Source organism: Streptomyces sp. NPDC052052 (assembly GCF_040680455.1).
Classification (GTDB): domain Bacteria; phylum Actinomycetota; class Actinomycetes; order Streptomycetales; family Streptomycetaceae; genus Streptomyces.
In genome coordinates, this window is sequence record NZ_JBFAWU010000002.1 from 233621 (window position 1) to 258637 (window position 25017).

General features: G+C 72.1%; 22 protein-coding genes. 7 read left to right on the forward strand and 15 right to left on the reverse strand.

Annotation, left to right across the window (positions count from 1 at the left end):
- Nucleotides 1-98: 98 nt before the first annotated feature.
- From pheT to infC, 7 genes are all read right to left on the reverse strand, one after another.
- Nucleotides 99-2612, reverse strand: coding sequence for a phenylalanine--tRNA ligase subunit beta (gene pheT / locus AB0L71_RS02970; protein ID WP_365237145.1), 2514 nt, complete (start codon nucleotides 2610-2612; stop codon nucleotides 99-101).
- Nucleotides 2612-3739 (reverse strand): phenylalanine--tRNA ligase subunit alpha, encoded by a 1128-nt coding sequence (gene pheS, locus AB0L71_RS02975; RefSeq protein ID WP_365237146.1) that lies wholly within the window; start codon nucleotides 3737-3739, stop codon nucleotides 2612-2614. The genes pheT and pheS overlap by 1 nt, the downstream gene beginning before the upstream one ends.
- A gap of 202 nt (nucleotides 3740-3941) precedes the next feature.
- A complete protein-coding gene (locus AB0L71_RS02980; RefSeq protein WP_365237147.1) occupies nucleotides 3942-5105 on the reverse strand; it encodes an ATP-binding protein in 1164 nt (387 codons plus the stop codon).
- A 207-nt stretch (nucleotides 5106-5312) separates the two neighbouring features.
- A complete protein-coding gene (locus tag AB0L71_RS02985) occupies nucleotides 5313-6146 on the reverse strand; it encodes an RNA methyltransferase (protein ID WP_365237148.1) in 834 nt (277 codons plus the stop codon).
- A gap of 161 nt (nucleotides 6147-6307) precedes the next feature.
- On the reverse strand, nucleotides 6308-6691 hold the full coding sequence (gene rplT / locus AB0L71_RS02990) for a 50S ribosomal protein L20 (RefSeq protein WP_143625552.1): 384 nt from the start codon (nucleotides 6689-6691) through the stop codon (nucleotides 6308-6310).
- Between the two features lie 110 nt (nucleotides 6692-6801).
- Complete coding sequence (rpmI, locus tag AB0L71_RS02995; RefSeq protein ID WP_114243588.1) at nucleotides 6802-6996, reverse strand: 50S ribosomal protein L35; 195 nt, start codon at nucleotides 6994-6996, stop codon at nucleotides 6802-6804.
- 121 nt (nucleotides 6997-7117) lie between these two features.
- Nucleotides 7118-7834: a translation initiation factor IF-3 gene (infC, locus tag AB0L71_RS03000; RefSeq protein WP_365237149.1), complete on the reverse strand. Its 717-nt coding sequence runs from the start codon at nucleotides 7832-7834 to the stop codon at nucleotides 7118-7120.
- Between the two features lie 314 nt (nucleotides 7835-8148).
- Here infC and AB0L71_RS03005 point away from each other — a divergent pair, with 314 nt between their 5' ends.
- Nucleotides 8149-8511 (forward strand): DUF1844 domain-containing protein, encoded by a 363-nt coding sequence (locus AB0L71_RS03005; RefSeq protein WP_365237151.1) that lies wholly within the window; start codon nucleotides 8149-8151, stop codon nucleotides 8509-8511.
- A 108-nt stretch (nucleotides 8512-8619) separates the two neighbouring features.
- Here the strand turns inward: AB0L71_RS03005 and AB0L71_RS03010 are convergent, their stop codons facing one another.
- The gene (locus AB0L71_RS03010; protein ID WP_365237153.1) at nucleotides 8620-9348 is read right to left on the reverse strand and encodes an SseB family protein; all 729 of its coding nucleotides are present in this window, start codon (nucleotides 9346-9348) and stop codon (nucleotides 8620-8622) included.
- A gap of 86 nt (nucleotides 9349-9434) precedes the next feature.
- Between AB0L71_RS03010 and AB0L71_RS03015 the strand changes: the two genes are divergently transcribed.
- A complete protein-coding gene (locus tag AB0L71_RS03015; protein ID WP_365237155.1) occupies nucleotides 9435-10346 on the forward strand; it encodes a serine hydrolase in 912 nt (303 codons plus the stop codon).
- Between the two features lie 28 nt (nucleotides 10347-10374).
- Here AB0L71_RS03015 and mycP read toward each other — a convergent pair whose 3' ends face one another.
- Together mycP and AB0L71_RS03025 are read right to left on the reverse strand one after the other, a co-directional pair.
- The gene (gene mycP, locus AB0L71_RS03020; RefSeq protein WP_365237157.1) at nucleotides 10375-11577 is read right to left on the reverse strand and encodes a type VII secretion-associated serine protease mycosin; all 1203 of its coding nucleotides are present in this window, start codon (nucleotides 11575-11577) and stop codon (nucleotides 10375-10377) included.
- The gene (locus tag AB0L71_RS03025; protein WP_365237469.1) at nucleotides 11574-12347 is read right to left on the reverse strand and encodes a hypothetical protein; all 774 of its coding nucleotides are present in this window, start codon (nucleotides 12345-12347) and stop codon (nucleotides 11574-11576) included. The genes mycP and AB0L71_RS03025 overlap by 4 nt, the downstream gene beginning before the upstream one ends.
- 658 nt (nucleotides 12348-13005) lie before the next feature.
- Here AB0L71_RS03025 and AB0L71_RS03030 point away from each other — a divergent pair.
- Nucleotides 13006-14208 (forward strand): amino acid deaminase/aldolase, encoded by a 1203-nt coding sequence (locus tag AB0L71_RS03030; RefSeq protein ID WP_365237159.1) that lies wholly within the window; start codon nucleotides 13006-13008, stop codon nucleotides 14206-14208.
- A gap of 175 nt (nucleotides 14209-14383) precedes the next feature.
- Nucleotides 14384-15154, forward strand: coding sequence for a gamma-glutamyl-gamma-aminobutyrate hydrolase family protein (locus AB0L71_RS03035; protein ID WP_365237160.1), 771 nt, complete (start codon nucleotides 14384-14386; stop codon nucleotides 15152-15154).
- Between the two features lie 69 nt (nucleotides 15155-15223).
- On the opposite strand, the gene AB0L71_RS03040 is transcribed toward AB0L71_RS03035, so the two are convergent.
- Entirely contained in the window at nucleotides 15224-16147 is a 924-nt protein-coding gene (locus AB0L71_RS03040) for a LysR family transcriptional regulator (RefSeq protein WP_365237162.1), read from the reverse strand.
- Between the two features lie 70 nt (nucleotides 16148-16217).
- On the opposite strand from AB0L71_RS03040, the gene AB0L71_RS03045 reads away from it, so the two are divergent.
- Entirely contained in the window at nucleotides 16218-17369 is a 1152-nt protein-coding gene (locus tag AB0L71_RS03045) for a TDT family transporter (protein ID WP_365237163.1), read from the forward strand.
- Here AB0L71_RS03045 and AB0L71_RS03050 read toward each other — a convergent pair.
- The 4 genes from AB0L71_RS03050 to AB0L71_RS03065 all read right to left on the reverse strand — a co-directional run bounded on the left by AB0L71_RS03050 (nucleotide 17308) and on the right by AB0L71_RS03065 (nucleotide 22464).
- Nucleotides 17308-18015: a helical backbone metal receptor gene (locus AB0L71_RS03050; RefSeq protein ID WP_365237165.1), complete on the reverse strand. Its 708-nt coding sequence runs from the start codon at nucleotides 18013-18015 to the stop codon at nucleotides 17308-17310. The two genes, AB0L71_RS03045 and AB0L71_RS03050, sit on opposite strands and share 62 nt — an antisense overlap.
- Before the next feature lie 14 nt (nucleotides 18016-18029).
- On the reverse strand, nucleotides 18030-18575 hold the full coding sequence (locus tag AB0L71_RS03055) for an XRE family transcriptional regulator (protein WP_365237166.1): 546 nt from the start codon (nucleotides 18573-18575) through the stop codon (nucleotides 18030-18032).
- A gap of 162 nt (nucleotides 18576-18737) precedes the next feature.
- On the reverse strand, nucleotides 18738-21368 hold the full coding sequence (locus tag AB0L71_RS03060; protein ID WP_365237168.1) for an ABC transporter permease/substrate binding protein: 2631 nt from the start codon (nucleotides 21366-21368) through the stop codon (nucleotides 18738-18740).
- Nucleotides 21346-22464, reverse strand: a complete 1119-nt coding sequence (locus AB0L71_RS03065; RefSeq protein ID WP_365237169.1) for a glycine betaine/L-proline ABC transporter ATP-binding protein — start codon at nucleotides 22462-22464, stop codon at nucleotides 21346-21348. The genes AB0L71_RS03060 and AB0L71_RS03065 overlap by 23 nt, the downstream gene beginning before the upstream one ends.
- Nucleotides 22465-22843: 379 nt before the next feature.
- On the opposite strand from AB0L71_RS03065, the gene AB0L71_RS03070 reads away from it, so the two are divergent.
- Together AB0L71_RS03070 and AB0L71_RS03075 are read left to right on the forward strand one after the other, a co-directional pair.
- Entirely contained in the window at nucleotides 22844-23752 is a 909-nt protein-coding gene (locus tag AB0L71_RS03070) for a 5'-3' exonuclease (RefSeq protein WP_365237471.1), read from the forward strand.
- A 46-nt stretch (nucleotides 23753-23798) separates the two neighbouring features.
- The gene (locus AB0L71_RS03075) at nucleotides 23799-24641 is read left to right on the forward strand and encodes a siderophore-interacting protein (RefSeq protein ID WP_365237171.1); all 843 of its coding nucleotides are present in this window, start codon (nucleotides 23799-23801) and stop codon (nucleotides 24639-24641) included.
- The last annotated feature ends 376 nt before the right edge of the window (nucleotides 24642-25017 follow it).

The window sequence follows — 25017 nt, forward strand, 5'->3', positions numbered from 1 at the left end:
GGGAACGCCTGTGAGCGGCTCCGTGCCGCTCGGCGAGCGAGGAAGGGGCGTACCGGTCGCCGGTACGCCCCTTCCTCATGCTGGTGGTACGCGAGGTGTCATGCGCCCCGCAGTACCGCGCCCGTGCGCTCGGCGGCCAGGGCCACCGCCGCGTCGCGGGCGGCCGTGGCCTCGTCCACGGTCAGCGTCCGGTCCGCGGCGCGGAAGCGCAACGCGTACGCCAGGGACTTGCGGCCCGCACCGATCTGCTCACCGGTGAAGACGTCGAACAGCCGCAGCGATTCGAGGAGTTCACCCGCACCCGCGCGCAGCGCCTGCTCCACCTCGGCGGCGGGGACGCTGTCGGCGACGATCAGCGCGACGTCCTGGGTCGCCACCGGGAAGGTGGAGATCCGGGGTGCCTGGAGCGCGCCGTCGGCCGCCCGCTCCAGGAGGTCGAGCTCGACCTCCATGGCGCAGGAGCGCTCCGGCAGGTGCAGCTCCTTGATGACGCGCGGGTGCAGCTCGCCGGCGTGTCCGAGGAGGGTCTCCTCGCCGTCGACCGTGACGTACAGGGCGGCGCAGCGGCCCGGGTGCCACGGTGCGTGCTGGTCGCTGCGGACGGTCAGCTCGACACCCGCCTCGCGGGCGATCGTACGGGCGGCCTCGACGGCGTCCGCCCAGTCGGCCGGGCGTCCCTTGCCCCACCAGCCGGCCTGCTCGCGGGCGCCCGCGAGGACGACGGCGGCGCGGCGCGGCTGCCGGGGCAGCAGGGCGTTGAGCCCGGCGATCTCCTCGTCGGTGGGACGGCGGTCGACGGGCAGGCGCACGGCCCTGGTCTCGTCGCCGGTCGGCCTGAAGACCAGACCGGTCTCGAAGAGCGCGAGGTCGTGGCTGCCGCGGCCGTCGTTGCGCCGCAGAGCGCCGAGCAGGCCCGGCAGCAGGGTGGTGCGCAGCGCCGGCTCCTCGTCGGAGAGCGGGTTGACGAGGTCGACCGTACGGCGGCGGGCGTCGTCGGCGTCGAGGCCGAGCTGGTCGAGCACCGCGGTGCCGATGAACGGGTAGTTCAGCGCCTCGACGTAGCCGGCTCCGGCGAGCGCCCGGCCGACCCTGCGGTGCAGCCGCTGGCGGTCGGTGAGCCCGCGGCCGGACGGCGGCGTCGGGAGGGTGGAGGGGAGGTTCTCGTACCCCTCCAGGCGGATGACCTCTTCGGCCAGGTCGTTCGGCGCGGCGAGGTCGGGGCGCCAGGACGGCAGGGTGACGATCAGCTCGTCCTGCCCGTAGACGTCGCAGCCGACCTCCTGGAGGCGGCGTACGACGGTCTCGCGGCCGTAGGAGACACCGGCGACCTTGTCGGGGTGGTCCGCGGGCATCGTGATGGTGCGGGGCGCGGACGTGGCGCTGACCCCGGTGACCCCGGCCTCGGCGGTGCCGCCGGCGAGCAGCACCAGCAGGTCGACGGTGCGCTGCGCGGCGGCGGCCGCGGCCTGCGGGTCGCAGCCGCGCTCGAAGCGCTTGGACGCCTCGGAGGACAGCTTGTGGCGGCGCGCGGTACGGGCGATCGAGAGCGCGTCGAAGTGCGCGGCCTCGATGACGACCTCGGTGGTGCGGTGCGCGCCGTCCTGGACGTCCGCGATCTCGGTGTTGGCCCCGCCCATGACGCCCGCGAGACCGATCGGCCCACGGTTGTCGGTGATGACCAGGTCCTCGGCGTCCAGGACGCGGACCGTGCCGTCGAGGGTGGTGAGCTTCTCGCCCTGCTGGGCGCGGCGCACCCCGATCGGCCCGTCGACGCGGGTCCGGTCGTAGGCGTGCAGCGGCTGGCCGAGCTCCAGCATCACGTAGTTGGTGACGTCGACGGTGAGCGAGATCGGGCGCATCCCGGCCTTCTGCAGCCTGCGCTGCATCCAGATCGGGGAGCGGGCCTCGGGCTGCAGGCCGACCACGGTGCGTGCGGTGAAGCTGTCGCAGCCGGTCGGGTCGGCGATCTCGACCGGGTAGCCGAACGCGTTCGGCGCGGGCACGTCGAGGAGCGCCGGGTCGCGCAGCGGCAGTCCGTACGCGATGGCGGTCTCGCGGGCGACGCCGCGCATGGACAGGCAGTAGCCGCGGTCGGGCGTGACGGCGATGTCGAGGACCTCGTCGACGAGCTGGAGGAGCTCGATCGCGTCCGTACCGGCCTCGTGCTCCGGCGGCAGCACGATGATGCCGTGCGTGCCGTCGTCGCCCATGCCGAGCTCGTCGGTGGAGCAGATCATGCCGTGCGAGGTCTTGCCGTACGTCTTGCGTGCGGCGATCGCGAAGTCGCCGGGCAGCACGGCGCCCGGGAGGACCACGACGACCTTGTCGCCGACGGAGAAGTTGCGGGCGCCGCAGACGATCTCCTGCGGCTCACCGGTGCCGTTGGCGTCGCCGACGTCGACCGTGCAGAAGCGGATGGGCTTCTTGAAGCCCTCCAGCTCCTCGATGGTCAGTACCTGTCCGACGACCAGCGGGCCCTTGAGGCCGGCGCCGATCTGCTCGACCCTCTCGACCTCCAGGCCCACGGCGACGAGCTTGGCCTGTACGTCACGGCCGGTCTCCGTCGCCGGCAGGTCGACGTACTCCCGCAGCCAGGAAAGCGGGACACGCATCAGATCTCCATCCCGAACGGCCGGGTGAAACGGACGTCACCCTCGACCATGTCTCGCATGTCTTCGACGTTGTGGCGGAACATCAGCATCCGTTCGATGCCGAACCCGAAGGCGAATCCGCTGTACTTCTCGGGGTCCACCCCGCAGGCGACGAGCACCTTGGGGTTGACCATGCCGCAGCCGCCGAGCTCGATCCAGCCCTCGCTGCCGCAGGTGCGGCAGGGGCGGTCCGGGTTGCCCACGGAGGCGCCGCGGCAGACGTAGCAGACCATGTCCATCTCGGCGGACGGCTCGGTGAACGGGAAGAAGTTCGGCCGGAGCCGGGTCTTCATGTCCGGGCCGAAGAGCGCCTGGACCATGTGGTCGAGGGTGCCCTTCAGGTCGGCCATGGTGAGGCCCTCGTCGATGGCGAGCAGCTCGATCTGGTGGAAGACCGGGGTGTGCGTCGCGTCGAGCTCGTCGGTGCGGTAGACGCGGCCGGGGCACACGACGTAGACGGGGGGCTCGCGGTCGAGCAGGGTGCGGGCCTGGACCGGCGAGGTGTGGGTGCGCAGCACGACACCGGACTCGTCGTTGTCGCCGCCGTCGGCGCCGCGGACGAAGAACGTGTCCTGCATCTGCCGGGCCGGGTGGTCGGGCACGAAGTTCAGGGCGTCGAAGTTGAACCACTCCGCCTCGACCTCGGGGCCCTCCGCGACCTCGTAGCCCATGGCCACGAAGACGTCCGCGACGCGATCCATCAGGGTCGTCAGCGGGTGGCGGGCGCCGGACGGGGTGCGGTCGTAGGGCAGCGTGACGTCCACCGCCTCCTCGACCAGCACGCGCGCGTCCCGCTCGGCCTCCAGCTCCGCCTGACGGGCGGCGAGGGCCTTGCTCACGGCGCCGCGGGCCTGGCCCACGCGCTTGCCCGCCTCCGCCTTGGCCTGCGGCGGCAGAGCGCCGATCTCCCGGTTGGCGAGCGACAGGGGCGAGGTACCGCCGGTGTGCGCGGTCTTCGCCTGGGCGAGCGCGTCGAGGTCACCGGCGGCGGCGAAGGCGGCGAAGGCCTCGTCCCGCATGCGCTCGATCTCTTCCGGTTTCAGTGCCTCGACCTCGACTGGGTCGTACGACTTGTTCGGTGCCGACATCTCTTCCCGTGCTTCCGATTGGCTGATACTGCTCTGGACCGGGGACGTCCCGGACCCCGCGGCCCCGCTCGACGACCGGAGAACGCAAAGGTGCCAAAGGTCGATTCTAAGGGTTCGCGGGATGTGACGACGGCCCGTGGGATGCTCAGGCCCGTCCGTCGCCCGCCACCGCCCGGCCCGATGGCGCCGCAGACCGTCCTGCTCATCTCAGGTAGGCCGGTGCGCTCACGGGCAGAACGAATCGGAATTCGGCACCGCCGCGGGGGCCGCGGCCGACCGTGATCGTGCCGCCGTGCGCCTCGACGATGCCCTTGACGATGTAGAGGCCCAGGCCCGTACCGCCGCGCTTGCTGCCCCGCCAGAAGCGGGTGAAGACACGGCCCATCGACTCCTCGGGGATGCCGGGACCTTCGTCGCTCACGGTGACGGCCGTTCCCCTCTCGTCGCTCTTCGCGGGTGCGGGCGCGACGTCGATGGTGACGGTTCCCTCGCCGTGGCGCACCGCGTTCTCCAGCAGGTTGCCGAGCACCTGGTCGACCTTGTCCGGGTCGGCCCAGACCGCGGGCAGCGGCTGGCAGGTGCGGACGAGGAAGCGGTCGGGGGTCTGGCCGTTCGCGGTGAGGGTCTGGATGTGGCGTTCGACGGCGGCGGAGAGATCCACCGGCTGCCGGCGCAGCTCCAGCCGGCCGGAGTCGATCCGGGAGATGTCGAGCAGTTCGGCGATGAGCCGGGTGACACGGCCCGCGTCCGCGTCGACGGTCTCCAGCATCAGGCGCTTCTGGTCGTCGGTGAACCGTTCCCATTTGGCGAGGAGGGTCGCGGTGAAGCCCTTGACGGAGGTCAGCGGGGAGCGCAGTTCGTGGGCGACCGTCGCGATCAGTTCGGCATGGCTGCGTTCGGTGCGGCGGCGGGCCTCGGTACCGCGCAGCGAGATCACCAGGCGGCGCACGGGCCCGGTGGGGTGCTCGCGTACGTACCGCGCGGAGACCAGGACCTCACGGCCCCCGGGCAGTAGCAGATTGCGCTCGGGCTGGCCGACGCGGGTCGCGAGGCCGCCGTACGGATCGGTCAGGTCCCACCAGCGGCGGCCCTCGAGGTCCTCCAGCGGCAGTGCGTGCTCCAGGGGGCGGCCGAGTGCGGCGGCCCGGGGCACGGCCGTGATCCGGACCGCGGCGGCGTTGAAGCAGACGACCCGGCCGGTCTCGTCGGCGACGACCAGGCCGTCGGGGAGATCGTCGGGGTCCACGGCCGCATCGGCGGGCAGGAGGTCCCGGCCCTCGGCCGGTTTGCCCGTCGGGCCGAGGTCCTCGCCGGCGCGCACGGCAGCCGCATACGTCCCGCGCGGCCTGCTCATGCCGACAGCCATATCCCGTACCCCACCCTTCGAACCGGTGCAGTGGGCCCCCGAGTCCGTCACCCTACTAGTCGTCGGTGAGGGAGCGACACCCTGCGGAGGACGCTGCCGCGGTCGGCCGCCCGGTGGGGTGCGGGGCATCGTCCCGGAGTACGGGAGCGGCTCCCTCCCGTGGCCCGATCCCGCGCACGGCCCGGTCCCGGAGGGGGCGGGACGGACTCAGCGGCGCGGGCGCTGGGCCCGTGCGGAGGCGTACAGGCAGACGGCCGCCGCGGTGGCCAGATTGAGGCTCTCCGCCTTGCCGTGGATCGGCACCCGCACGACGGCGTCGGCCAGGGCGCGGGTCTCCTCCGGCAGGCCCCAGGCCTCGTTGCCGAAGACCCAGGCGGTCGGCCCGCCCATGGTCCCGGCGTCGAGCTCGTCGTCGAGGTCGTCGTCGCCCGCTCCGTCGGCGGCGAGAATCCGTACGCCCGCGTCCCGCAGCCCCTGCACGGCCCGCTCGACCGGGACACCCACGGCGACCGGCAGATGGAAGAGCGAGCCCACCGAGGCCCGCACGGCCTTGGGGTTGTAGAGGTCCACCGAGGCGTCCGTGAGCACGACGGCGTCGGCGCCCGCGGCGTCGGCACAGCGCAGCACCGTGCCCGCGTTCCCCGGATCGCGGACATGGGCCAGGACGGCGACCAGCTTCGGCTTCGCGGCGACGATGGCGTCGAACGGCGAGTCGAGGAAACGGCAGACCCCGATCAGCCCCTGCGGGGTGACGGTCTGCGACACGTCGGCGAGCACATCGGCGTCGGCGAGGTGCACCCGGGCACCGGCCGCGCGGGCGGCGTCCATGATCCCGGTGTAGCGCTCGGCCGCCTCGACCGTGGCGAACAGCTCGGTCAGCGTCGCTTCGCCGTCGCTCCCGCGGTGCTCGGCGGCCTCACGCACCGCCTGCGGCCCCTCGGCGATGAACCTGCGCTCCTTGCCGCGGAAGTTGCGCTTGGCCAGCCGCCGGGCGGCGGTGACGCGCGGCGATCGCGGGGAGATCAGTTCGGGGGTGCCCATGGTCGGCGGCGAGCCTCTCTGCGTACGGAGGTGTCGGGTCCGGAGCGGATGTGGGGTGTCGGGTCCGGAGCGGACGTGCGGAACAGGTCGTGCAACGCGCCGGACCCGCAGGCGACGGGCGCCTGCGGGTCCGGCTCAGAAGCCAAGAAGTGCGACCTGGGTCAGGCGGCCTTCGGGGCGTTGACGTCGCTCGGGAGGGCCTTCTGGGCGACCTCGACGAGGGCGGCGAACGCGTTGGCGTCGTTGACCGCGAGCTCGGCCAGGATCTTGCGGTCCACCTCGACGTTGGCGGCCTTCAGACCCTGGATGAGGCGGTTGTACGTCATGCCGTTCTGGCGGGCAGCGGCGTTGATGCGCTGGATCCACAGCTGACGGAAGTCGCCCTTGCGCTTCTTGCGGTCGTTGTAGTTGTAGACGAGGGAGTGGGTGACCTGCTCCTTCGCCTTGCGGTACAGGCGGGAGCGCTGGCCCCGGTAACCGCTGGCCTGCTCGAGGATCGCCCGGCGCTTCTTGTGAGCGTTTACTGCCCGCTTGACGCGTGCCACTTTTTAACTCCTTGTAGCGGGGCCGTGGTTGGACTCACACGGCCCGGAAACGAATTGGTCCCGGTCTGGGTCGAGGTCGCCGCCCGTCGGATGCACCGAGGGCCGCGAACTCACTTGCCGAGAAGCTTCTTGACCTTCTTGGCGTCGGCCGGGGCCAGCTCGACCGTGCCGGTCAGCGAGCGGGTCTTCTTGGACGACTTGTGCTCAAGAAGGTGGCGCTTGCCGGCGCGCTCACGGAGCACCTTGCCGGAGCCGGTGATCTTGAAGCGCTTGCTGGCACCGCTGTGCGTCTTGTTCTTCGGCATCGCGCCGTTCTCTCCTCGTCAGTGGCGCCCCTCTCGGTGCGGGCACCGGACAGCAGGGGCGTCAGATCTTGGTGGGGATTCCGGGGTGACCCGGGGCCGCCTGGCCGGCGGCCCCCTGAGATCACGCCTCGGAAGGTGTATCGGCCGGAGCCTCGGACTGCTCTTCGGCAGCCCCGGCGTCGGGGGTGGAACCCTGACGCCCCGCCTTGCGGGCGGCCTGGGCCTCACGGGCCTCGGCCATGGCTTCGGTCTTCTTCTTGTGCGGGCCCAGAACCATGATCATGTTCCGGCCGTCCTGCTTCGGGTTGGACTCGATGAAGCCGAGTTCCTCCACGTCCGAAGCCAGACGCTGAAGCAGTCGGAAGCCCAGCTCGGGGCGGGACTGCTCACGACCACGGAACATGATCGTGATCTTGACCTTGTCGCCCTGCTTGAGGAACCGGACGACGTGACCCTTCTTGGTGTCGTAGTCGTGCGGGTCGATCTTCGGCCGGAGCTTCATCTCCTTGATGACCGTGTGCGCCTGGTTCTTGCGCGCCTCACGGGCCTTCATGGCCGACTCGTACTTGAACTTCCCGTAGTCCATGAGCTTGCACACGGGCGGACGGGCGGTCGCCGCCACCTCGACCAGGTCGAGGTCGTACTCCTGTGCGAGTTCCAGGGCCTTGGCAAGCGGAACAATCCCGACCTGCTCGCCGCTGGGACCGACAAGTCGCACCTCGGGAACGCGAATCCGGTCGTTGATGCGGGGCTCGGCGCTGATGGATCCTCCTCGGTAGCACCACGCGACCGCCTGGAGGACAGCCACGTAACGTCTGTTTCGTGAGACCAACCGCATCGGGCCAAGAAAAATGCCCCGGACGGGACACAGGCGGGGCTCCTGGAACAACCGGAACACCGCCGCGTTGAACCGCGGGGCGCATCGGGCGGCTCCATCGTCCGTACGGAACGGTGGGCGCCGCCTGACCGGTGACCCGCTGTCCGGTGAGGACAGCCAGGTGGGAGATCGGAGCCTCCACTTGTGGGCCGGGCGCATAGCTGCCCAGCCGGTCGTCACCCCAGGTTAGCAGCTCCCGGATGTGGGCGCTAACCGGCCGGCTCCCACCGCTCCCGCGGACGGAGCGGTGTGCGACGGGGCCTATCGTATGGCGCATGAGTGACGCGACCCCCACCGGCGATTCCCCCGGCTACGACGACATGACCCGCGACATCGCGGAGGTGCCCGCGGTCGAGGTGATCGTGACGGTCGCGGTCAACCTGATGAGCGCCGCCGCCGTGAAGCTCGGCCTGACCGAGGACGGCGACGAGCACAAGGACCTCGACGAGGCCCGCAAGCTGGTGCACGCGCTGGCCGGCCTCCTGGACGCCAGTGCCACCGAGATCAGCTCCTTCCACGCGGCCCCGCTGCGCGACGGTCTGAAGTCCCTGCAACTAGCGTTCCGCGAGGCGTCCCTCGTGCCCGACGAGCCCGGCCAGGGCCCCGGCGAGAAGTACACCGGCCCCGTCTTCGGCTGAGCCGCCCCGTACTGCCCGCGCGCACGATCCACGTCTTCGAACGGCGGTGGGCTCCTGTCCGGTCCCGGACAGGAGCCCACCGCCGTTCTGTCGTGTCCGGCGCAGCGGTCAGCGCGTGAACAGGGGCTCACCAGGGGTGGCCGCGTCGGCCGGGAGCAGCGCCAGATCCAGGCCCCGCACCAGGCGCGCGCGCAGGACCTCGTCGGCCGCGAGCAGTTCCGCGACCCGGCGCGCCGCCACGGCGGGGTCCGTGTCGGGCGCGAGCACGAGCGCCAGGGTGCCGTCCGCACTGCCGGGGCCGAGGTGGGCGCGGAGCACCGTGGGCTCGGCGGCCGCCGCGGCCCGAATCGCCGAAATCACCGCGGGGTCGTCCAGCGGGTCGGCACTGGTACGGCCCTCGGCGAGAGCGAGCAGCGCCGAGCCGGTCAGCTCGAACGCGACCGGGCCGGCGAGGTCGAGAACCACCGTGTCGGCCTTCTCGTGCGCGGCGGCCTGCAGCGCCTGGTGCAGTGGTACGGCGACGGGGCGGGCCTGCGGGTCCCAGAGGGCCAGCGAAGCGGTCGAGGTGAAGGCCGGCAGGGCCCGCCGGTCTCCGGCCTGGAGGGTGGGGACGGCCATGTCGCTGGTCTTCTCGCGGCGCAGCCCGTTCTCGTCCACCTCCACCTCCCCCAGCACGGCGACGACCGGGACCAGGAGCCGGGTGCCCTTGAGCGCTTCGAGTACCGGGGCGACGGCCTTGCGGTCCTCGGCCCAGGCGGCGAGTGCCGCGGCCAGGGCCGGGTCTGCCGTGCCGTCGTCGTCGGAGTAACCGGGGTCCGGAATGTTCTTCAGCTCCACGGGGCGAGCGTAGTACCCCGGGTTTCTCACCTGGCCGACAGGTCGGGCTCAGCCGGTTCTCAGATGCCGTTCCTAGCGTCCGGCTCATGCCTCGAAAGAAAACCCGCGGCTTCGCCCGGACCACTTCCGTCACGGCCGTGATCCTGGTGGCGGTGTCCGCCGCAGGCGGTCTCGGTCTGGCCGCCCGGTCGTCGGACCACTCCCCGCGCACCACCGCGTCCGTCTCGTCCGTATCGGCCGCCGCGGCCACTCCCGTCCCGGCGACGACGAGTGCGGAGCCGGCGGTGGACCTCGACGGCGCACTGGCCTCGGCGGTGGAGCCGCTGCTGACCGACGCCGGGGAGGCACGGGTGTCCGTCGCCGTACTGGACACCGGTAACGGGGCGGGGGCGGTGTACGGGGACGGGGTGTACGACACCGCCAGCATCGTCAAGGTCGACATCCTCGCCGCGCTGCTGCTCATGGCCCAGGACGAGAACCGGGTGCTCACCGCCGAGGAGCGGAACTACGCGACCGCGATGATCGAGCGGAGCGACAACGCCTCCGCCACCGCGCTGCTGCAGGCGATCGGCGGGGCGGAGGCACTCGACGCGGCCAACGAGCGCCTGGGTCTGACCGCGACGACGGCCACGCACGCCTGGGGGCTGACCCAGACCACCGCGGCGGACCAGCTGGCCCTGCTGGAGGCGGTGTTCGGTACGGAGTCGGAGCTGAGCGAGAAGTCCCGTACCTATCTGCAGGAACTGATGGGGCAGGTGGAGGCCGACCAGCAGTGGGGGGTGTCGGCTGCGGGCAGCACCTGGGCGCTGAAGAACGGCTGGCTGCCGCGGACGTCCACCGGGCTGTGGGACATCAACAGCATCGGGCAGGTGCGGGCCGACGGGCACACCTACCTGGTGGCGGTGCTCTCGGACGGGCAGCGGACGCAGGAGGCCGGGATCACGCTTGTCGAGTCGGTCGCGAAGGCGGCGGTGGAGGTGCTCGACGACGCCCGGTGAACGCGGCCCCGGGCGGCGTTCAGCGCCTTCAGCGCCTGGCGCCGAACGGCCGGTGCCCGCGGCCGCGCCAGAGCACCACGGCCAGGGCCAGCAGTATCGCTCCGAGGCCGCCCGCCGCCGGGGCGAGCAGGCCCGCGGGCCCGTTGTCGTGGTGTGCCGCGGTGGGGCCGGGGCCGAAGTACCGCTTGCGGTAGCCCGCCTCGGCGGACTCGGCGCGCGCATCGGCGGGACGGAGTTCGGCCGCCGCACTGATCGCGGCGGCGGGGTCGACGATGCCGTAGCCCCGGGCGTCGTCCCGGCCGGACGCCGGGGCGCTGCGGGCCGTGTCCGTGAGCAGTTGCTTGATCTGGGCGGGGGTCAGTCCCGGGTGTGCGGCGCGGACCAGGGCGACCGCGCCCGAGACGAACGCGGCGGCGGCCGAGGTGCCCCACTCGATGTAGTACTTGCGGTCGGGGGCGGCGACGACGATGTCGACGCCGGGGGCGCTGACCGTGGCGTACCAGCGGCGGGTGGAGAAGGCGGCATGGGTGCCGTACCGGTCGACGGCGGCGACCGCGATCACGCCGGGGTAGGCGGCGGGGTACGAGATGTGGTCGCCCTTCTCGCCGCCGTTGCCCGACGAGGCCACGACGACCGCCCCCTTCTTCAGCGCGTACTGGATGGCCGCGTCCTCGCCCGATTCGGGGTGCGCGGACTTGCTGTCGTCGCCGAGCGAGAGGTTGATGACGTCGGCGCCGTGGTCGGCGGCCCAGCGGATCCCGTCGGCCAGGGCCGTGCCGCGGGACTCCCGCGCCTTGGTGCGGGCCGGGTCGGAGGCTTCGAGAATCACCCGGACGGGGAGGATCTTCGCCTCGGGTGCGATGCCCAGCACGCCGTCGCCCTGTCCGGCACCATGCCCATGACCGGCGATGATCCCGGCCATCGCGGTGCCGTGCCGGGCCCAGGAACGATCTCCTCGGGCGGCCCCGAAGCCGATCATGTCCTTGCCCGGGAGCACCTGGCCGTCCAGGTCGGGGACGGTGCCGTCGACGCCGGTGTCGACGACGGCGACGGTGATCCCCTTGCCCTTGGTGGTCCGCCATGCCTGATCGGTGTGGAGTGCCTCCAGGCCCCACTGCTGGTAACGGATGGCATCGGCCCGGGCCGGTGCCGCGGGCAGGAGCGCGAACGCGGTCGCGGCGCAGACCGCGCCCAGGGCGCGGCGGCGGTGGTGGCGGGCGCGGCGGCTCATTCCGGGTTCTCCGTGAGGTCGGTGACGGTCCGGCGCAGACCGCGCTCGATCCGGTCGGCGATCCCCTTGGCCTCGTGCCCCAGTCCGGCCTGGGCGGCGGCCGTGGTGGCGTTCGCGGCCATGGCCCGGTCGACGGGCTGCGGGTCGGTGACCGTTCGTCCGTCGGCGAATCCGGACACGGCGAACATGAGGACGGGCACCTCGGTCAGTACGTGGATGGTCCAGCTGGCGCGCTGCCGGTCGCCGAACCCGGCGGCGACCGTGCCCTTGACGGCATACGCGGGGGGCATCAGATCGGTCCGCAGGCCGAGGTGCTGGTCGGTGAAGCGGGTACTCAGCGCGCGCATGGCCTGGGGGTCGCCCTCGGTGAAGACGGCCCCGACCGTGGTGACGCTGCTGCGGGTCGCATCGGTGTAGGTGGCGCGGATCATCCGGGCGCAGCCGACCGGGCCGAGTGTCCTGGCGAGCAGGGGATCCAGGGCCTTCGCGCAGTCGCTGTCCGGCGCGACGCCGATCCTGGTCCACACCCGGTCGGCGCCGCCGGGCCCCGCTCCTGTCCCCTTGAGCGTGCGGGGGAAGAGGGTGTCCACGGGGACGCTGTGCCAGGCCGATCGTCCCACGGTGTAGGCGCTGCGCGCGGCGGAGCCGGCCGAGGAGTCGCTGGTGAGCCAGGCGCCGGTGGCCGCGCCGCCGATCAGTCCGAGTCCCAGCACGGCGCAGGCCGCGATGGTCGCGGTCCTGGCCGGATTGCGGGTCCGGACGGGGCGCAGCCGGGTGGTGGTCTCGACGGGCGTCTCGGGAAGCGGATCGCGGTACGGGAATCGGTACGGGTACGGGTGCTGCTGCCGGTGGTGGGCGTGCGCCTGCGGGGCAGCGCCAGGACGCGGGGCGGCGCCCACGGCGGGCGGCTGCCAGGGGCCGGGCGGCGGGGTGGCGGGCGGGGTCGCCGCGCGGGCGGGTGGCACGGCTCTCAGTCGCACCGTGGTCTCCACGGGCGGCACTTCGGGAGCGGGCGCCGGCCGGTAGGTCGCCGGCGGGCTCGGCTGCGCTGGCGGCTCCTGCTGCCGGGGGGTGCGGGCCGAGGCCGGCGGGCCGGCGGGAGGCGCCGGCACGCCGGGCGGTGGTGCCGTCGGGTGTGGTGCAACGGGCGCGCTCGCGGCGGTCGTGGGAGGCGGCTGCGCGGGCCCCGGTGGCGGGGCCGTGGGGCGGGGCGGGACAGGAGCGCGCTGCGCCTCGGTACTCATCCGTCCCCCTGATCCTGTTCCGTACCGCGCGCGGATCGCCGTCACAGGCAGGCCCGTTGGCTGCCGCGTGCCCGTCACTCTACGGGGTGGCAAGGCCCCGGTGGGAGCCGGAGGCCCAGCCCCTGGACGATCTGCGCAGATCATCCCCCTACCCAGTGGTACGGCCGTCTGGCAAGCTGCGGCCATGACTGCCCGTACCGCTGATCTGACCCGTTACAACCGTGCCACCGCCCATCTGGACGCCCCGGTCGCCGTCGTCGATCTCGACGCGTTCGACGCCAATGCCGATGACCTGGTGCGCCGGGCCGCGGGGAAGCCGATCCGAGTGGCGAGCAAGTCGGTTCGCTGCCGGGCGCTGCTTGAACGGGTGCTCGCCCGGCCGGGGTTCGCGGGCATCATGTCGTTCACGCTGGCGGAGTCGTTGTGGCTGGCGCGGGCCGGTTTCGACGATGTGCTGCTGGCCTATCCGTCGGCCGACCGGGCCGCCTTCGCGGAGCTGGCCGCCGATCCGAAGTTGGCCGGCGCCGTGACCGTGATGGTGGACGACGTCGCACAGTTGGAGCTGATCGACGCGGCGCGGGCCGGTGGCCACGAGGAGATCCGGGTCTGTCTGGAGCTGGACACCTCGTTGCGGCTGATGGTCGGCCGGGTCAGGATCGGCGCGCTGCGTTCACCGCTGCGCTCCCCCGCCCAACTGGCCGAGCTGGCGGGCGAGGTGGCGCGCAGGCCCGGCTTCCGGCTGGTGGGCCTGATGGCGTACGAGGGTCATATAGCCGGGGTCGGGGACGCGGTCGCGGGGCGGCCGCTGCGCTCCCGGGCGATCCGGCTGATGCAGGCGGCGGGCCGCAGGGAACTGGCCGCCCGGCGGGCCGAGGTGGTGCGTGCGGTACGGGCCGTGGCGCCGGACCTGGAGTTCGTCAACGGTGGTGGCACCGGCAGTGTGCAGCACACGGCGGCGGAGGCCGCGGTGACCGAGATCGCCGCCGGGTCGGGTCTCTACGTACCTCGTCTGTTCGACAACTACACGTCCTTCACCGCGCGTCCGGCTGCGCTGTTCGCCCAGCCGGTGGTGCGCCGGCCGGGTGTGGGTGTGGTGACGGTCCTGGGTGGCGGGTATCCGGCGTCCGGGCCGGCGGGCGCGGACCGGCTGCCCGTTCCGTACCTGCCGGAGGGGCTGCGCTACGACTCCCAGGAGGGGCCGGGCGAGGTGCAGACGCCGCTGGTCGGCGCCGCCGCTGACGATCTGCTGATCGGCGACAAGGTGTGGTTCCGGCACGCGAAGGCCGGTGAACTGTGCGAGCGTTTCGACGAGTTGCAGCTGATCGAGGGCGACCGGGTGACGGCCGCCGTGCCGACGTACCGCGGCGAGGGCCGTACGTTCCTCTGAGCTCAGGGAGCCACGGGGGCGGATTCCTGGCATGAACGCAGAGGCGGCCACGGCCGATTCCGCTTCGGCGGCAACCGGCGCGGACACGTCACGGCCACTCAAACCTATTGTCTGCCACCGTTGGCACCATGGAACCGAGCCCGCCCGCACGGGCGGCCGACCGGAGGGACCGCCTGTGTCCGAACCTCTCATCGGGGTCACCACCTATCTGGAACCCGAGGCCCGCTGGGGGGTCTGGGAGCTGCCCGCCACCCTCCTTCCGGCCGCCTACCCGCGGATGATCCAGCGGTCCGGCGGCCTGGCCGCGCTGCTCCCGCCGGACGCTCCGGAGCGCGCCGCCACGGCCGTGTCCCGGCTGGACGGTCTCGTCCTCGCCGGCGGCGCCGATGTGGAGCCCGGGCTGTACGGCGCGGAACGCGACTTCAGAACCGGTCCCCCGGTGCAGGAACGCGACGCCTGGGAGCTGGCCCTGATCAGGGCCGCGCTGGAGTCCGGAACACCGTTACTCGGCATCTGCCGCGGTATGCAGTTGCTCAATGTCGCGCTGGGCGGCACCCTCACCCAGCACATCGACGGACACACCGGTCCGCTGGGCACGGCCGGAGTCCTCGGCACGCATCCGGTGATTCCGGTACCGGGCACGCTCTGCGCTTCCGTCATCGCCGAGGAGACCCCCGTCCCCACCTACCACCACCAGTGCGTGGAACGGCTCGCACCGGGACTGGTGGCCTCGGCCCACGCGGCCGACGGCACGGTCGAGGCGATCGAACTCGAGGGACCGCAGTGGGCGCTCGGGGTGCAGTGGCACCCGGAGATGAGCGACGACCTGCGGCCGGCACAGGCCCTGGTGAGGGCGTCGACGGCCCGGTCGGTCCCGGCCCGTACACCGTCCGGCAGCATCGCCCCGCCGAGGCCCACGGGGGTACGCGAGGGATCGCGGTCCTGATGCCGCGACCGGCGCCGGCGGCGCGACCGGACGACCCACCGCACGGTCCGGTCCCGCGGCGGGCGGGCCCTACGCCTCCCGCCCGGTCAGCGACAGCAGATCGCGGGCCGGCCCGGTCGGGCGGTGTCCCGCGGGCCATACCGCGCGCAGCTGGCGCCTCAGCCGCACCCCGGCAACCGGAATCCTGATCAGGCGCCTGGCGGACAGTTCCTCGCCCAGCGCCAGTTCGCTCAGCACGCACGGTCCCGCCCCGCTCTGTGCCGCCCCCTTCACCGCGGTCGTCGAGGAGAGTTCGAGCAGCGGCTGGGCGAGACCGCCGTGCACGGCCAGGGCCGCGTCCAGGACCTGGCGGGTGCCGGAGCCGCGCTCGCGCAGGACCAGCGGGGTCCCGGCCAGTTCCTGCGGGGTCAGCGGCGTACGCCGACGGGCCCATGCGTGGGACGGGGCGACCACGACGACCAGCCGGTCGTGGGCGATGACCGTGCCGTCGAGCCCCTCCGGCACGGACAGGCCCTCCACGAAGCCGAGATCGGCCTCACCGGCGAGCAGCCGCCTCGCGACCGCCGCCGAGTTCCCGGCGAGCAGCGAGACCGCGGTGTCCGGCCGTTCGGCGCGCAGCGCCATCAGCCAGCCCGGCAGCAGGTACTCGGCGATGGTCATGGAGGCCGCGACCCGCAGCCGGGAGTCCCTCCGGTCCCGCAGGGCCTGCGTGCCGGAGTCGAACGATTCGGCGGCCTCGACGATCCTGCGGGCCCAGTCGGTGACCAGCGCGCCGGCGTCGGTGAGCCGGGAGCCGCGCGGCGAACGGTCCAGCAGGGCCAGGCCGAGCTGCCGCTCCATCGACCGGATGCGGCTGCTGGCCGCGGGCTGGGTGATGCCGACATCCCGTGCCGCGCGTCCCAGGCTGCCGTGCCGGGCGACGGCGAGCAGCAGTTCCAGCGCGCCGAGGTCGGGGACCCGGTGGGAGAGCGGAACACGCACGTCATCGGCCATAAATCCACCTTATGACCCCATAGACGCGCGGCCCCTGCCGGGTCCGCGCCCGCGCCGCGAGAATCGTGGCATGGCCATCTTTCCGCTGACACAGCAGTCACCGGTCCCGTTCCCCGCCCCGGTGCGGCTGCCCCGTCTGCGGCACATCGGCCCGAACTGGTACGCGACCGTCATGGGCACCGCGGTCGTCGCGAGCGCGGGTGCCGCGCTGCCGGGGCAGGTCCCGGGACTCCGGGGCGCCTGTGCGGTGGTGTGGGGGTGCGCGACGCTCGCGCTCGTCGTGGTGCTCGCGGCCCGTACCGGGCACTGGATCGCCCATCGCGACCAGGCCCGCGCCCATCTGCTCGACCCGGCCGTCGCCCCGTTCTACGGCTGTCTCTCGATGGCGCTGCTCGCGGTCGGCGGTGCGTCGATGACGGTCGGCCGGGACGTCGTCGGGGAGCGGACGGCCCTTGTCCTGGACGTGGTGCTGTACACGGCGGGCACGGTGACCGGCCTCGTCTGCGCGGTCGCGATCCCGTACCTGATGGTCGTACGCCACCGGGTCGAGCCCGGCACCGCCTCGCCGGTCTGGCTGCTGCCCGTGGTGGCCCCGATGGTCTCCGCGGCGCTGGGCCCGCTGCTGGTGCGGGAGCTGCCGGCCGGGCAGGGGCGCGAGGCGTTGCTGCTGGCCTGCTACGCCATGTTCGGCCTGAGCCTGCTGGCCACGCTGGTCATGCTGCCGCTGGTCTTCGCCCGGCTCGTCCACCGGGGCCCGCTGCCGCTCGCGCTGACGCCGACGCTGTTTCTCGTCCTCGGGCCGCTGGGCCAGTCGACGACGGCGGTCGGCGGGCTCGCCGACGTGGCGCCGGACGCGATCGGGGAGCCCTACGCCTCGGGGCTGGGAGTGTTCGCCGTGCTGTACGGGGTGCCGGTGATGGGATTCGCGCTGCTGTGGCTGGCGCTGGCCGTCGCGCTGGTGGTGCGGGCCCTGCGCAGCGGCATGACCTTCGGCATGACGTGGTGGGGCTTCACCTTCCCGGTCGGTACCTGTGTCACGGGCGCCGCGGGTCTGGCCCGGCACACCGGTCTCACCGCGTACAACTGGCTCGCCGTGGCGCTGTACGTGCTGCTGGTGGCGGCGTGGGCGGTCGCCGGGGTGCGGACGCTGCGCGGGCTGCTCAGCGGAGTGCTGCTCGCAGCGCCGCCGGGGCCTGCACCAGTGACGGCCCGTACCACGTGAGGAACCGCCCGTCGACGAGTGCGGCGGGCAGTGCGGGGAACGCCTCGGGCCCGTCGTCCGCGGTGAAGCGGTACGGCTCGTCGGGCAGGACGACCAGGTCGGCGCCCGCCGTGTTGAGGGCGTCGAGCGGGATGCGGGGATAGCGCTCGGCATGGTCCGCGTAGACGTTCCGGACACCGAGCCTGGCCAGCAGATCCCCGGCGAAGGTGTCCCGGCCCAGCACCATCCAGGGCCTGCGCCAGACGGGCACGACCGCACGACGCGGGGCGCGCGGCGGCGGGAGCGCGGCCCAGGCGGCCTCGGCCTCGTCCAGCCAGCGCGGCCTCGCCTGTCCGCAGCCGGCGACCAGCACCCGGTCCAGTTCCTCGAAGGCCTGGTCGAGGGTACGGATCTCGGTGACGAGCACCTCGATCCCGGCGGCCCTGAGCGCCGCGAGGTCGGGTGAGCGGTTCTCCTCCTCGTTGGCGACGACGAGATCGGGCCGCAGCTCGACGACCGCGGCCACGTCGGGGTTCTTGGTGCCGCCGATCCGGGCGGCGGTCAGCCCGGCCGGGTGGGTGCACCAGTCGGTGACACCGACCAGCAGCCCGGGGGCGGTCACGGCGACGGCCTCGGTGAGCGAGGGAACCAGGGAGACGACCCGCACGACGCGTGCCTCTCTCAGCGGCGGGGATCGAAGGTCGCGTCGACATGTTCGGCGACCGCGACGACCAGCAGCCGTGTGCCGGGTGTCGTGGCCCGCCAGCGGTGCCGCACCCCGCCGGACAGGAACAGGGTGTCCCCCTGCTCCAGCCGGTGCGCCCGCCCCTCGGCCTCCACCTCCGCGGCTCCCTGCACCACGTACATCACTTCGTCGTTGCGGTGCTGGAACTCGCGTCCGAGGTCGATCTCACCGGCGAACTCCAGGGCGCTGAGCTGATGGCGTCCGCGCACCACCCTGCGTACCCCGTCGCCCTCGCCCGCACGGACGACTTCGACGGCCCGCGCCGAGTCCGCGGCGGCACAGAGCCGGGCCGTGGTGGTCTCCAGGGCTTCCGCCACCCGGTCCAGGGACCGGGCACTGGGCCGGGCCCGCTCGTTCTCGATCTGACTGAGGAACGGCACGGACAGGCCGCTGCGGCTCGCCACCGCGGCCAGTGTGAGCCCCAGGGATCTGCGCCGTCGGCGAACCGCGGCGCCCACGCGGAGTGCTTCCTTGTCGTCCATGTCCGGCTCCCTCCCGACTCGTCATCCTTCCGGGTGCAGGCCCATTACGCACACTGTTGCGCAAGGTCGGCCGGTGGATGAACGTCTTCCGGACAGCCGGAAGGGGTGGGCCCCGCCATGGCGGGGCCCACCCCTTCCTCCACAAAAGCCCTGGTCAGAGCTCTATTGCGGGGCCATCGTGTCCACGATGCCCGGATTATCCTTCATCCAGGCCTTCACCGCCTCTTCCTCGTGTCCGGTGCCGCTCTTCTGGATCCGGTTCTCCAGGCCGGCGAGCTGCTCCTCGCTCAGCTCGAAGTCCTTGAACCACTTCGTGAGCTGCGGGTACTGCTTCGGGAAGTTCTTGCTGGCGATGGTGCGTATCCGGTCGCCGTCCCCGAATGCCTTCTCGGGGTCCTTCAGCTTGGTCATGCCGTACTCGTTGTACGCCCAGTGCGGGGTCCAGAGCACGACCGCGATGGGCTCCTTCTTGGCGTACGCGCGCTTCAGCTCGGCGAGCATGCCGGGCGTCGAGGAGTCGACGACCTTGTACTCCTTGTCCAGGCCGTACGCCGGCAGCACGTTCTTCTTGAGGTTCTCCATCGTGGCGGTGCCCGGCTCGATCCCGACGATCCGGCCCTTGAACTGCGAGGACTTGCCCTTGAGGTCGGCGAGGGAGGTGACGTCCTTCACGTAGTCGGGCACCGCGATCTCGATCGACGTCGGGCCGTACCACGAGCCCAGGTCGGTCAGTTGCGATCCGTAGGTGTCCCAGTAGTTCTTCTGGGTGTACGGAAGCCAGCCGTCGAACTGCACGTCGATCTGGCCGCGGGACATCGCGGTGTACATCGGACCGACCTCGAACTGCTTGAGGTTGATCTTGTAGCCGCGCTCCTCCAGGACCGCCTTCCACAGGTACGTGGCGGCGATGTCCTCCTCCCAGGGGAACCAGGCCATCTCGACGGTGCGGTCGCGCTCGTCCGTGCCGCCCGCGCTCTTGGACGTGCCGGACGCGGAGACGGGGGTCCACCGGTCGGCGACACCCGGGTTGGCCTTCAGCCAGGTCCGGACGGCCTGCTGCTCGTTGCCGGAACCGGCCTTCTGGATCTCCGCCTCGAGGCTGGTGAGCTGGTCCTCGGTCATCTCGAAGTTCTTGAGCCAGGTGCCGACCTCGGGGTTGTCGGCGGAGAAGCCCTTGCGGGTCAGCGTGTGGATGCCGTCGCCCTTGCCCCAGAGGTTCTTGGGGTCCTTGAGCTTGGTGAGTTCGAACTGGTCGTACGCCCAGTGCGGCGACCAGAGCGGGACGACGATCGCTTCCTTCTTGGCGTAGGCGCGCTTCAGCTCGGCCAGCATCGACGGTGTGGAGCCGTCGACGACCTTGTACTCCTTGTCCAGGCCGTATCCCGGCAGGATCTTGTCCTTGAGCAGGCCCATCTCGCCGGCGCTCGGCTCGATGCCGACGATGCGGCCCTTGAACTGCGAGGACTTGCCCTTGAGGTCGGCGAGGGACGTGACGTCCTTCAGGTACGAGGGGACGGCCAGCTCCAGTGAGGTGGGGCCGTACCAGGAGCCCATGTCCTCCAGGCGGTCCTGGTACTTCTTCCAGTAGCTGGCGTGGGTGACCGGGAGCCAGGAATCGGTCTCGAAATCGACCTGCCCGTTGGCCATACCGGTGTAGAGCGCACCGGCCTCGTACTGCTTGGCATCGACCTCGAAGCCGCGCCGTTCCAGCAGCTCCTTCCACAGGAACGTGGAGGCGATGCCCTCGTCCCACGGGATGTAGCCCATGCTGATCTTCTTGCCCGCACCGATCTTCGAGCTGTCGGCGCCGGCCGTTGCCGAGCCGGACGAGCCGAAGACGCCCATGCCTCCCGCGACGAGCGCGAGGACGACGATGCCGGCCACCGCGACGACGGGCTGCGGGCGGTGGTTCCAGATCTTCGGTCCACCGGCCAGCGCCTGCGCCCTGGCGAGGGCGCGGCGGGCGAGCGGGGAGACCTCACGGCCGAGGGCACTGGTCATCCGGTCGAGGTACATCGCCAGGATGACGATGGAGATGCCCGCCTCGAAGCCGAGGCCGACGTCGACGTTGCCGATGGCGCGGTAGACGGACCCACCGAGGCCGCCGCCACCGACCATGCCGGCGATGACGACCATGGACAGGCCCAGCATGATGACCTGGTTGATGCCGGCCATGATCGTGGGCAGGGCGAGCGGCAGCTGCACCCGCAGCAGGGTGTTGCGCCGAGTGGTGCCGAAGGCCTCGGCCGCCTCGACGAGTTCGCTGTCGACCTGGCGGATGCCGAGCTCGGTCATCCGGACGCCCGGGGGCAGCGAGAAGATGATGGTGGCGATGATGCCGGGGACCACGCCGACGCCGAAGAAGATGACGCCGGGGATCAGATAGACCATGGCGGGCATGGTCTGCATGAAGTCCAGGACCGGCCGGGCCACGGCGGCGACGGTCTTGGAGCGGGACGCCCAGATGCCCAGCGGCACGGCCAGCACCAGCGCGATGATGGTGGCGACGAGCACCAGGGTGAGGGTGTCCATCGCTTCGTCCCACAGCTCGACGGAGTCGATGACGGCGAAACCGACGAAGGCGAGCACCCCCGCGGACAGGCCGCGCAGCCACCAGGCGATGACGGCGACGATGCCCGCGAAAAGCAGCGGTGCGGGGGCGGAGAGCACGGCGGCGATGCCGTCGAACATGCCGCTGACGACCGAGCTGATCGCGTCGAACAGCCAGGCCAGGTGGGTCTGGAGCCAGTCGACCGCGGAGTCGACCCGGTCACCGAGAGGAAGCCTGAACACGAGCCACCTCCTTCGGGCCGGAGGCCGCGTCGCTGATGCTCTGCGGGGCCTCGACGGGCTTGCTGATGCCCTGCGGGGCTTCGACGGGCTTCATCGGCTCCCCGAGGACGGCGAGCAGCCGCGCGGACGGTACGACGCCGACGAGCTTGCCCGCGGCGTCGGTCACGGCGACCGGGACCGTGCTCCGCGAGCAGGGCGTGAAGAGTTCGATGATCGGCGTGGACTCGCCGACGGTGGCCGGGGCGGCCCCGAGGACGTCGGCGGGGGTGCGCAGTTCCCTGCCGTCGTCGGTACGGCTGCCCAGGACGGTGTGCGGCTCGGCCATGATGGCGCCCGCGGTCAGCACGCGCGTCCGGTCGACGTCCTGGGTGAAGGAGGCGACGTAGTCGTTGGCCGGGGTGACGAGGATGTCCTCGGCGGTGCCGAGCTGGACGATCCTGCCGTCACGCATCACGGCGATGCGGTCGCCGAGGCGCATGGCCTCGTTGAGGTCGTGGGTGATGAAGACGATGGTCTTCTTCAGGCGCTTCTGGAGTTCGAGCAGCTGGTCCTGCATGTCGCGCCGGATCAGCGGGTCGAGTGCGCTGAAGGACTCGTCCATCAGCAGCAGATCGGCATCGGTGGCCAGTGCGCGGGCGAGGCCCACACGCTGCTGCATGCCGCCGGACAGTTCGTCGGGCCAGGACTTCTCCCAGCCGGCCAGTCCGGTCAGCTCAAGCGCCTCGGCGGCACGCTTCTCGCGCTCGGCGCGCGGCACGCCCTGCACTTCGAGCCCGTAGGCGGCGTTCTCCAGCACGCTCCGGTGCGGGAAGAGAGCGAAGTGCTGGAACACCATGCTGATCCTGGAGGACCTGACATGGCGCAGTTCCGCGGGGCTCAGGGCGGTCAGATCCGCGCCGTCGAACAGCACCCGCCCGGCCGTGGGCTCCAGAAGTCCGTTGAGCATGCGCAGCAAGGTGGACTTGCCGGACCCGGAGAGACCCATCACGACGAAGATCTGCCCCGGTTCCACGGTGAACGAGGCGTCGATCACCGCTGCGGTCGTCCCGTCGGCGCGCAGTGCGTCGCGGTCGGCGCCGCCTTCGAGCTTCCGCACGGCTTGATCGGGTCGTCTGCCGAACACCTTGTACAAGCCCTCAGCTTGCAGCCTTGACACATGCACCTCACGGGTCGAACCGAAAAACGGTCTGCCACCCCCGCCGGCAGACCGTGGAGCGGCACGGAATCGGTCCGTAGGACACGTGCACTGGTTGAAATTGGTACGTGTTCCGCTCCGGCTGCGCGCCTGCCCCGACGAGAACAAGCCAAACACAAGAGTGACGCGCGTCACGTCCGCGGTCTCTTGTCGGATCGAGCCCGGCGCGATCCGGACCAAGGCCCCGATGCCCTCCGACGGAGCGCGGACCCGCACCCCGGTGTCCGCGACGGGCAGTGTCGGAGGGGTGCGGCATGATCGGGGTGTGACGCGACGCCTGATGCTCCTCGACACTGCCTCCCTCTACTACCGCGCATACTTCGGGGTTCCCGATTCGGTGCGCGCCCCGGACGGAACACCCGTCAACGCCGTGCGCGGGCTGCTCGACTTCATCGCGCGCCTGGTCCAGGACCACCGGCCGGACGACCTGGTCGCCTGCATGGACGCGGACTGGCGGCCCCACTGGCGGGTCGAGCTGATCCCCTCGTACAAGGCGCACCGCGTCGCCGTGGAGACCGCCGACGGGGTGCCGGACGAGGAGGAGACCCCCGACACCCTGGCCCCGCAGGTGCCCGTCATCGAGGACGTCCTGGACGCGCTCGGCATCGCCCGGGTCGGTGTCCCGGAGTACGAGGCGGACGACGTGATCGGCACGCTCACCGCTCGGGCCACCGGCCCGGTGGACATCGTCACCGGCGACCGGGATCTCTATCAGCTGGTCGACGACGCCCGCGGGGTGCGGGTGCTCTACCCGCTGAAGGGGGTCGGCTCGCTCCAGCTGACCGACGAGACCTGGCTGCGGGAGAAGTACGGGGTGGACGGATCCGGCTACGCCGACCTCGCCCTGTTGCGCGGTGACCCGAGCGACGGGCTGCCGGGCGTCGCGGGCATCGGCGAGAAGACGGCGGCGAAACTGCTGGACACCTTCGGGGATCTGGCCGGAATCATGGCCGCCGTGGACGATCCGGCCGCCAGGCTGACACCCTCGCAGCGCAAGCGGCTGGACGAGGCCCGCGACTACCTGGCCGCCGCTCCGAAGGTGGTCCGCGTCGCCGGTGACGTCCCCCTGCCGGAGTTCGACCCCGCGCTGCCCGCCGAGCCGCGCGATCCCGAGGCCCTCGACGCCCTCGCGAAGCGGTGGGGACTGGGCGGAGCCCTGCAGCGGATGCTCTCCACACTCCGGGACTGAGGTGCTAGCTTAGGTAACCCTAAGCATTTGGAGCAGGGAGAACCTCGTGGCCGAACGACCCGCACGACAGGCACCCAAGGCGCAGGGCGCCAGCGTTCTGCGCACCGAGCGGATCACCCCGCACATGGTCCGCGTGGTGCTCGGCGGCGAGGGCCTCGCCGACTTCGGGCTCTCGGGGTTCACGGACCACTACGTCAAGCTCTGCTTCGCCCCCGAGGGCGCGGACTACGCGCACCCGTTCGACATGGCCCGCATCCGCGAGGAGCAGCCGCGGGAGCTGTGGCCGACCACCCGCACCTATACCGTGCGGTCCTGGGATCCGGTCGCCCGGGAGCTGGCGATCGACTTCGTGGTGCACGGCGACGAGGGCCTCGCCGGGCCCTGGGCGCTGCGGGCGGCCCCTGGTGACCCGGTGACCTTCCTCGGCCCGGGCGGGGGCTACGGCCCGGATCCCTCGGCGGACTGGCACCTCCTGGCGGGTGACGAGAGCGCGCTGCCCGCCATAGCCGCCGCCCTGGAGCAGATGCCGGCAGGGGCGCGCGTGCACGCCTTCGTCGAGGTGGCGGACGCCTCGGAGGAGCAGAAGATCGCGGCGCCCGACGGGGTCGAGGTGACCTGGCTGCACCGCGGGGAACGCCCGGTGGGCGAGGCGCTGGTCGCCGCGGTCACGGAGTTGGAGTTCCCGGCCGGCGAGGTCCAGGCCTTCGTCCACGGCGAGGCGGGCTTCGTGAAGGAGATCCGCCGCCATCTGCGTCTGGACCGCGAGATCCCGCTCCCCCAGCTGTCCATCTCGGGCTACTGGCGGCTCGGCCAGAACGACGACGCCTGGCGCTCGGTCAAGCGCGAGTGGAACGCACAGGTGGAACGCGAGCAGGAGAACGCGGCCTGACACCGGCCCGCCCGGCCCCGTACGCCCCGGCCCCCGGCCGGGGCGTACGCGTTCTGGAGGCGGGCTTCCCGGAGCCGCCGGCACGTCCGCACGTCCGCACGGCCGCACCGCCGGCGCCGCGAGGACCAGGAGCCCGAGCGTGACGGGGAGAGCACCGATCGAGGCGACGACCGGGATCAACCGCCCGCCCAGCTGCGGTCACCCGGACGCGTCGACCACGACCTCTCGCGAACTCCCGTGGGCGTGGAAGGATTTCGCGCATCCACCATTCCGCCGCCGTCCGCCCCGGAGCACTCCGGAGAACCGACGCGCCATCCTGGAGGAAGCCCCGCCGGACGGAGCCGTGAGGGCCCGTCGCGCGAGGGCGGCACGACCG

What these genes read in the sequence shown, in the direction of transcription:
- pheT (WP_365237145.1), bottom strand. Translation starts at nt 2,612, where the DNA reads ATGCGTGTCCCGCTTTCCTGGCTGCGGGAGTACGTCGACCTGCCGGCG.
- pheS (WP_365237146.1), bottom strand. Translation starts at nt 3,739, where the DNA reads ATGTCGGCACCGAACAAGTCGTACGACCCAGTCGAGGTCGAGGCACTG.
- AB0L71_RS02980 (WP_365237147.1), bottom strand. Translation starts at nt 5,105, where the DNA reads ATGGCTGTCGGCATGAGCAGGCCGCGCGGGACGTATGCGGCTGCCGTG.
- AB0L71_RS02985 (WP_365237148.1), bottom strand. Translation starts at nt 6,146, where the DNA reads ATGGGCACCCCCGAACTGATCTCCCCGCGATCGCCGCGCGTCACCGCC.
- rpmI (WP_114243588.1), bottom strand. Translation starts at nt 6,996, where the DNA reads ATGCCGAAGAACAAGACGCACAGCGGTGCCAGCAAGCGCTTCAAGATC.
- infC (WP_365237149.1), bottom strand. Translation starts at nt 7,834, where the DNA reads ATGCGGTTGGTCTCACGAAACAGACGTTACGTGGCTGTCCTCCAGGCG.
- AB0L71_RS03005 (WP_365237151.1), top strand. Translation starts at nt 8,149, where the DNA reads ATGAGTGACGCGACCCCCACCGGCGATTCCCCCGGCTACGACGACATG.
- AB0L71_RS03015 (WP_365237155.1), top strand. Translation starts at nt 9,435, where the DNA reads ATGCCTCGAAAGAAAACCCGCGGCTTCGCCCGGACCACTTCCGTCACG.
- mycP (WP_365237157.1), bottom strand. Translation starts at nt 11,577, where the DNA reads ATGAGCCGCCGCGCCCGCCACCACCGCCGCCGCGCCCTGGGCGCGGTC.
- AB0L71_RS03030 (WP_365237159.1), top strand. Translation starts at nt 13,006, where the DNA reads ATGACTGCCCGTACCGCTGATCTGACCCGTTACAACCGTGCCACCGCC.
- AB0L71_RS03040 (WP_365237162.1), bottom strand. Translation starts at nt 16,147, where the DNA reads ATGGCCGATGACGTGCGTGTTCCGCTCTCCCACCGGGTCCCCGACCTC.
- AB0L71_RS03045 (WP_365237163.1), top strand. Translation starts at nt 16,218, where the DNA reads ATGGCCATCTTTCCGCTGACACAGCAGTCACCGGTCCCGTTCCCCGCC.
- AB0L71_RS03055 (WP_365237166.1), bottom strand. Translation starts at nt 18,575, where the DNA reads ATGGACGACAAGGAAGCACTCCGCGTGGGCGCCGCGGTTCGCCGACGG.
- AB0L71_RS03070 (WP_365237471.1), top strand. Translation starts at nt 22,844, where the DNA reads ATGCTCCTCGACACTGCCTCCCTCTACTACCGCGCATACTTCGGGGTT.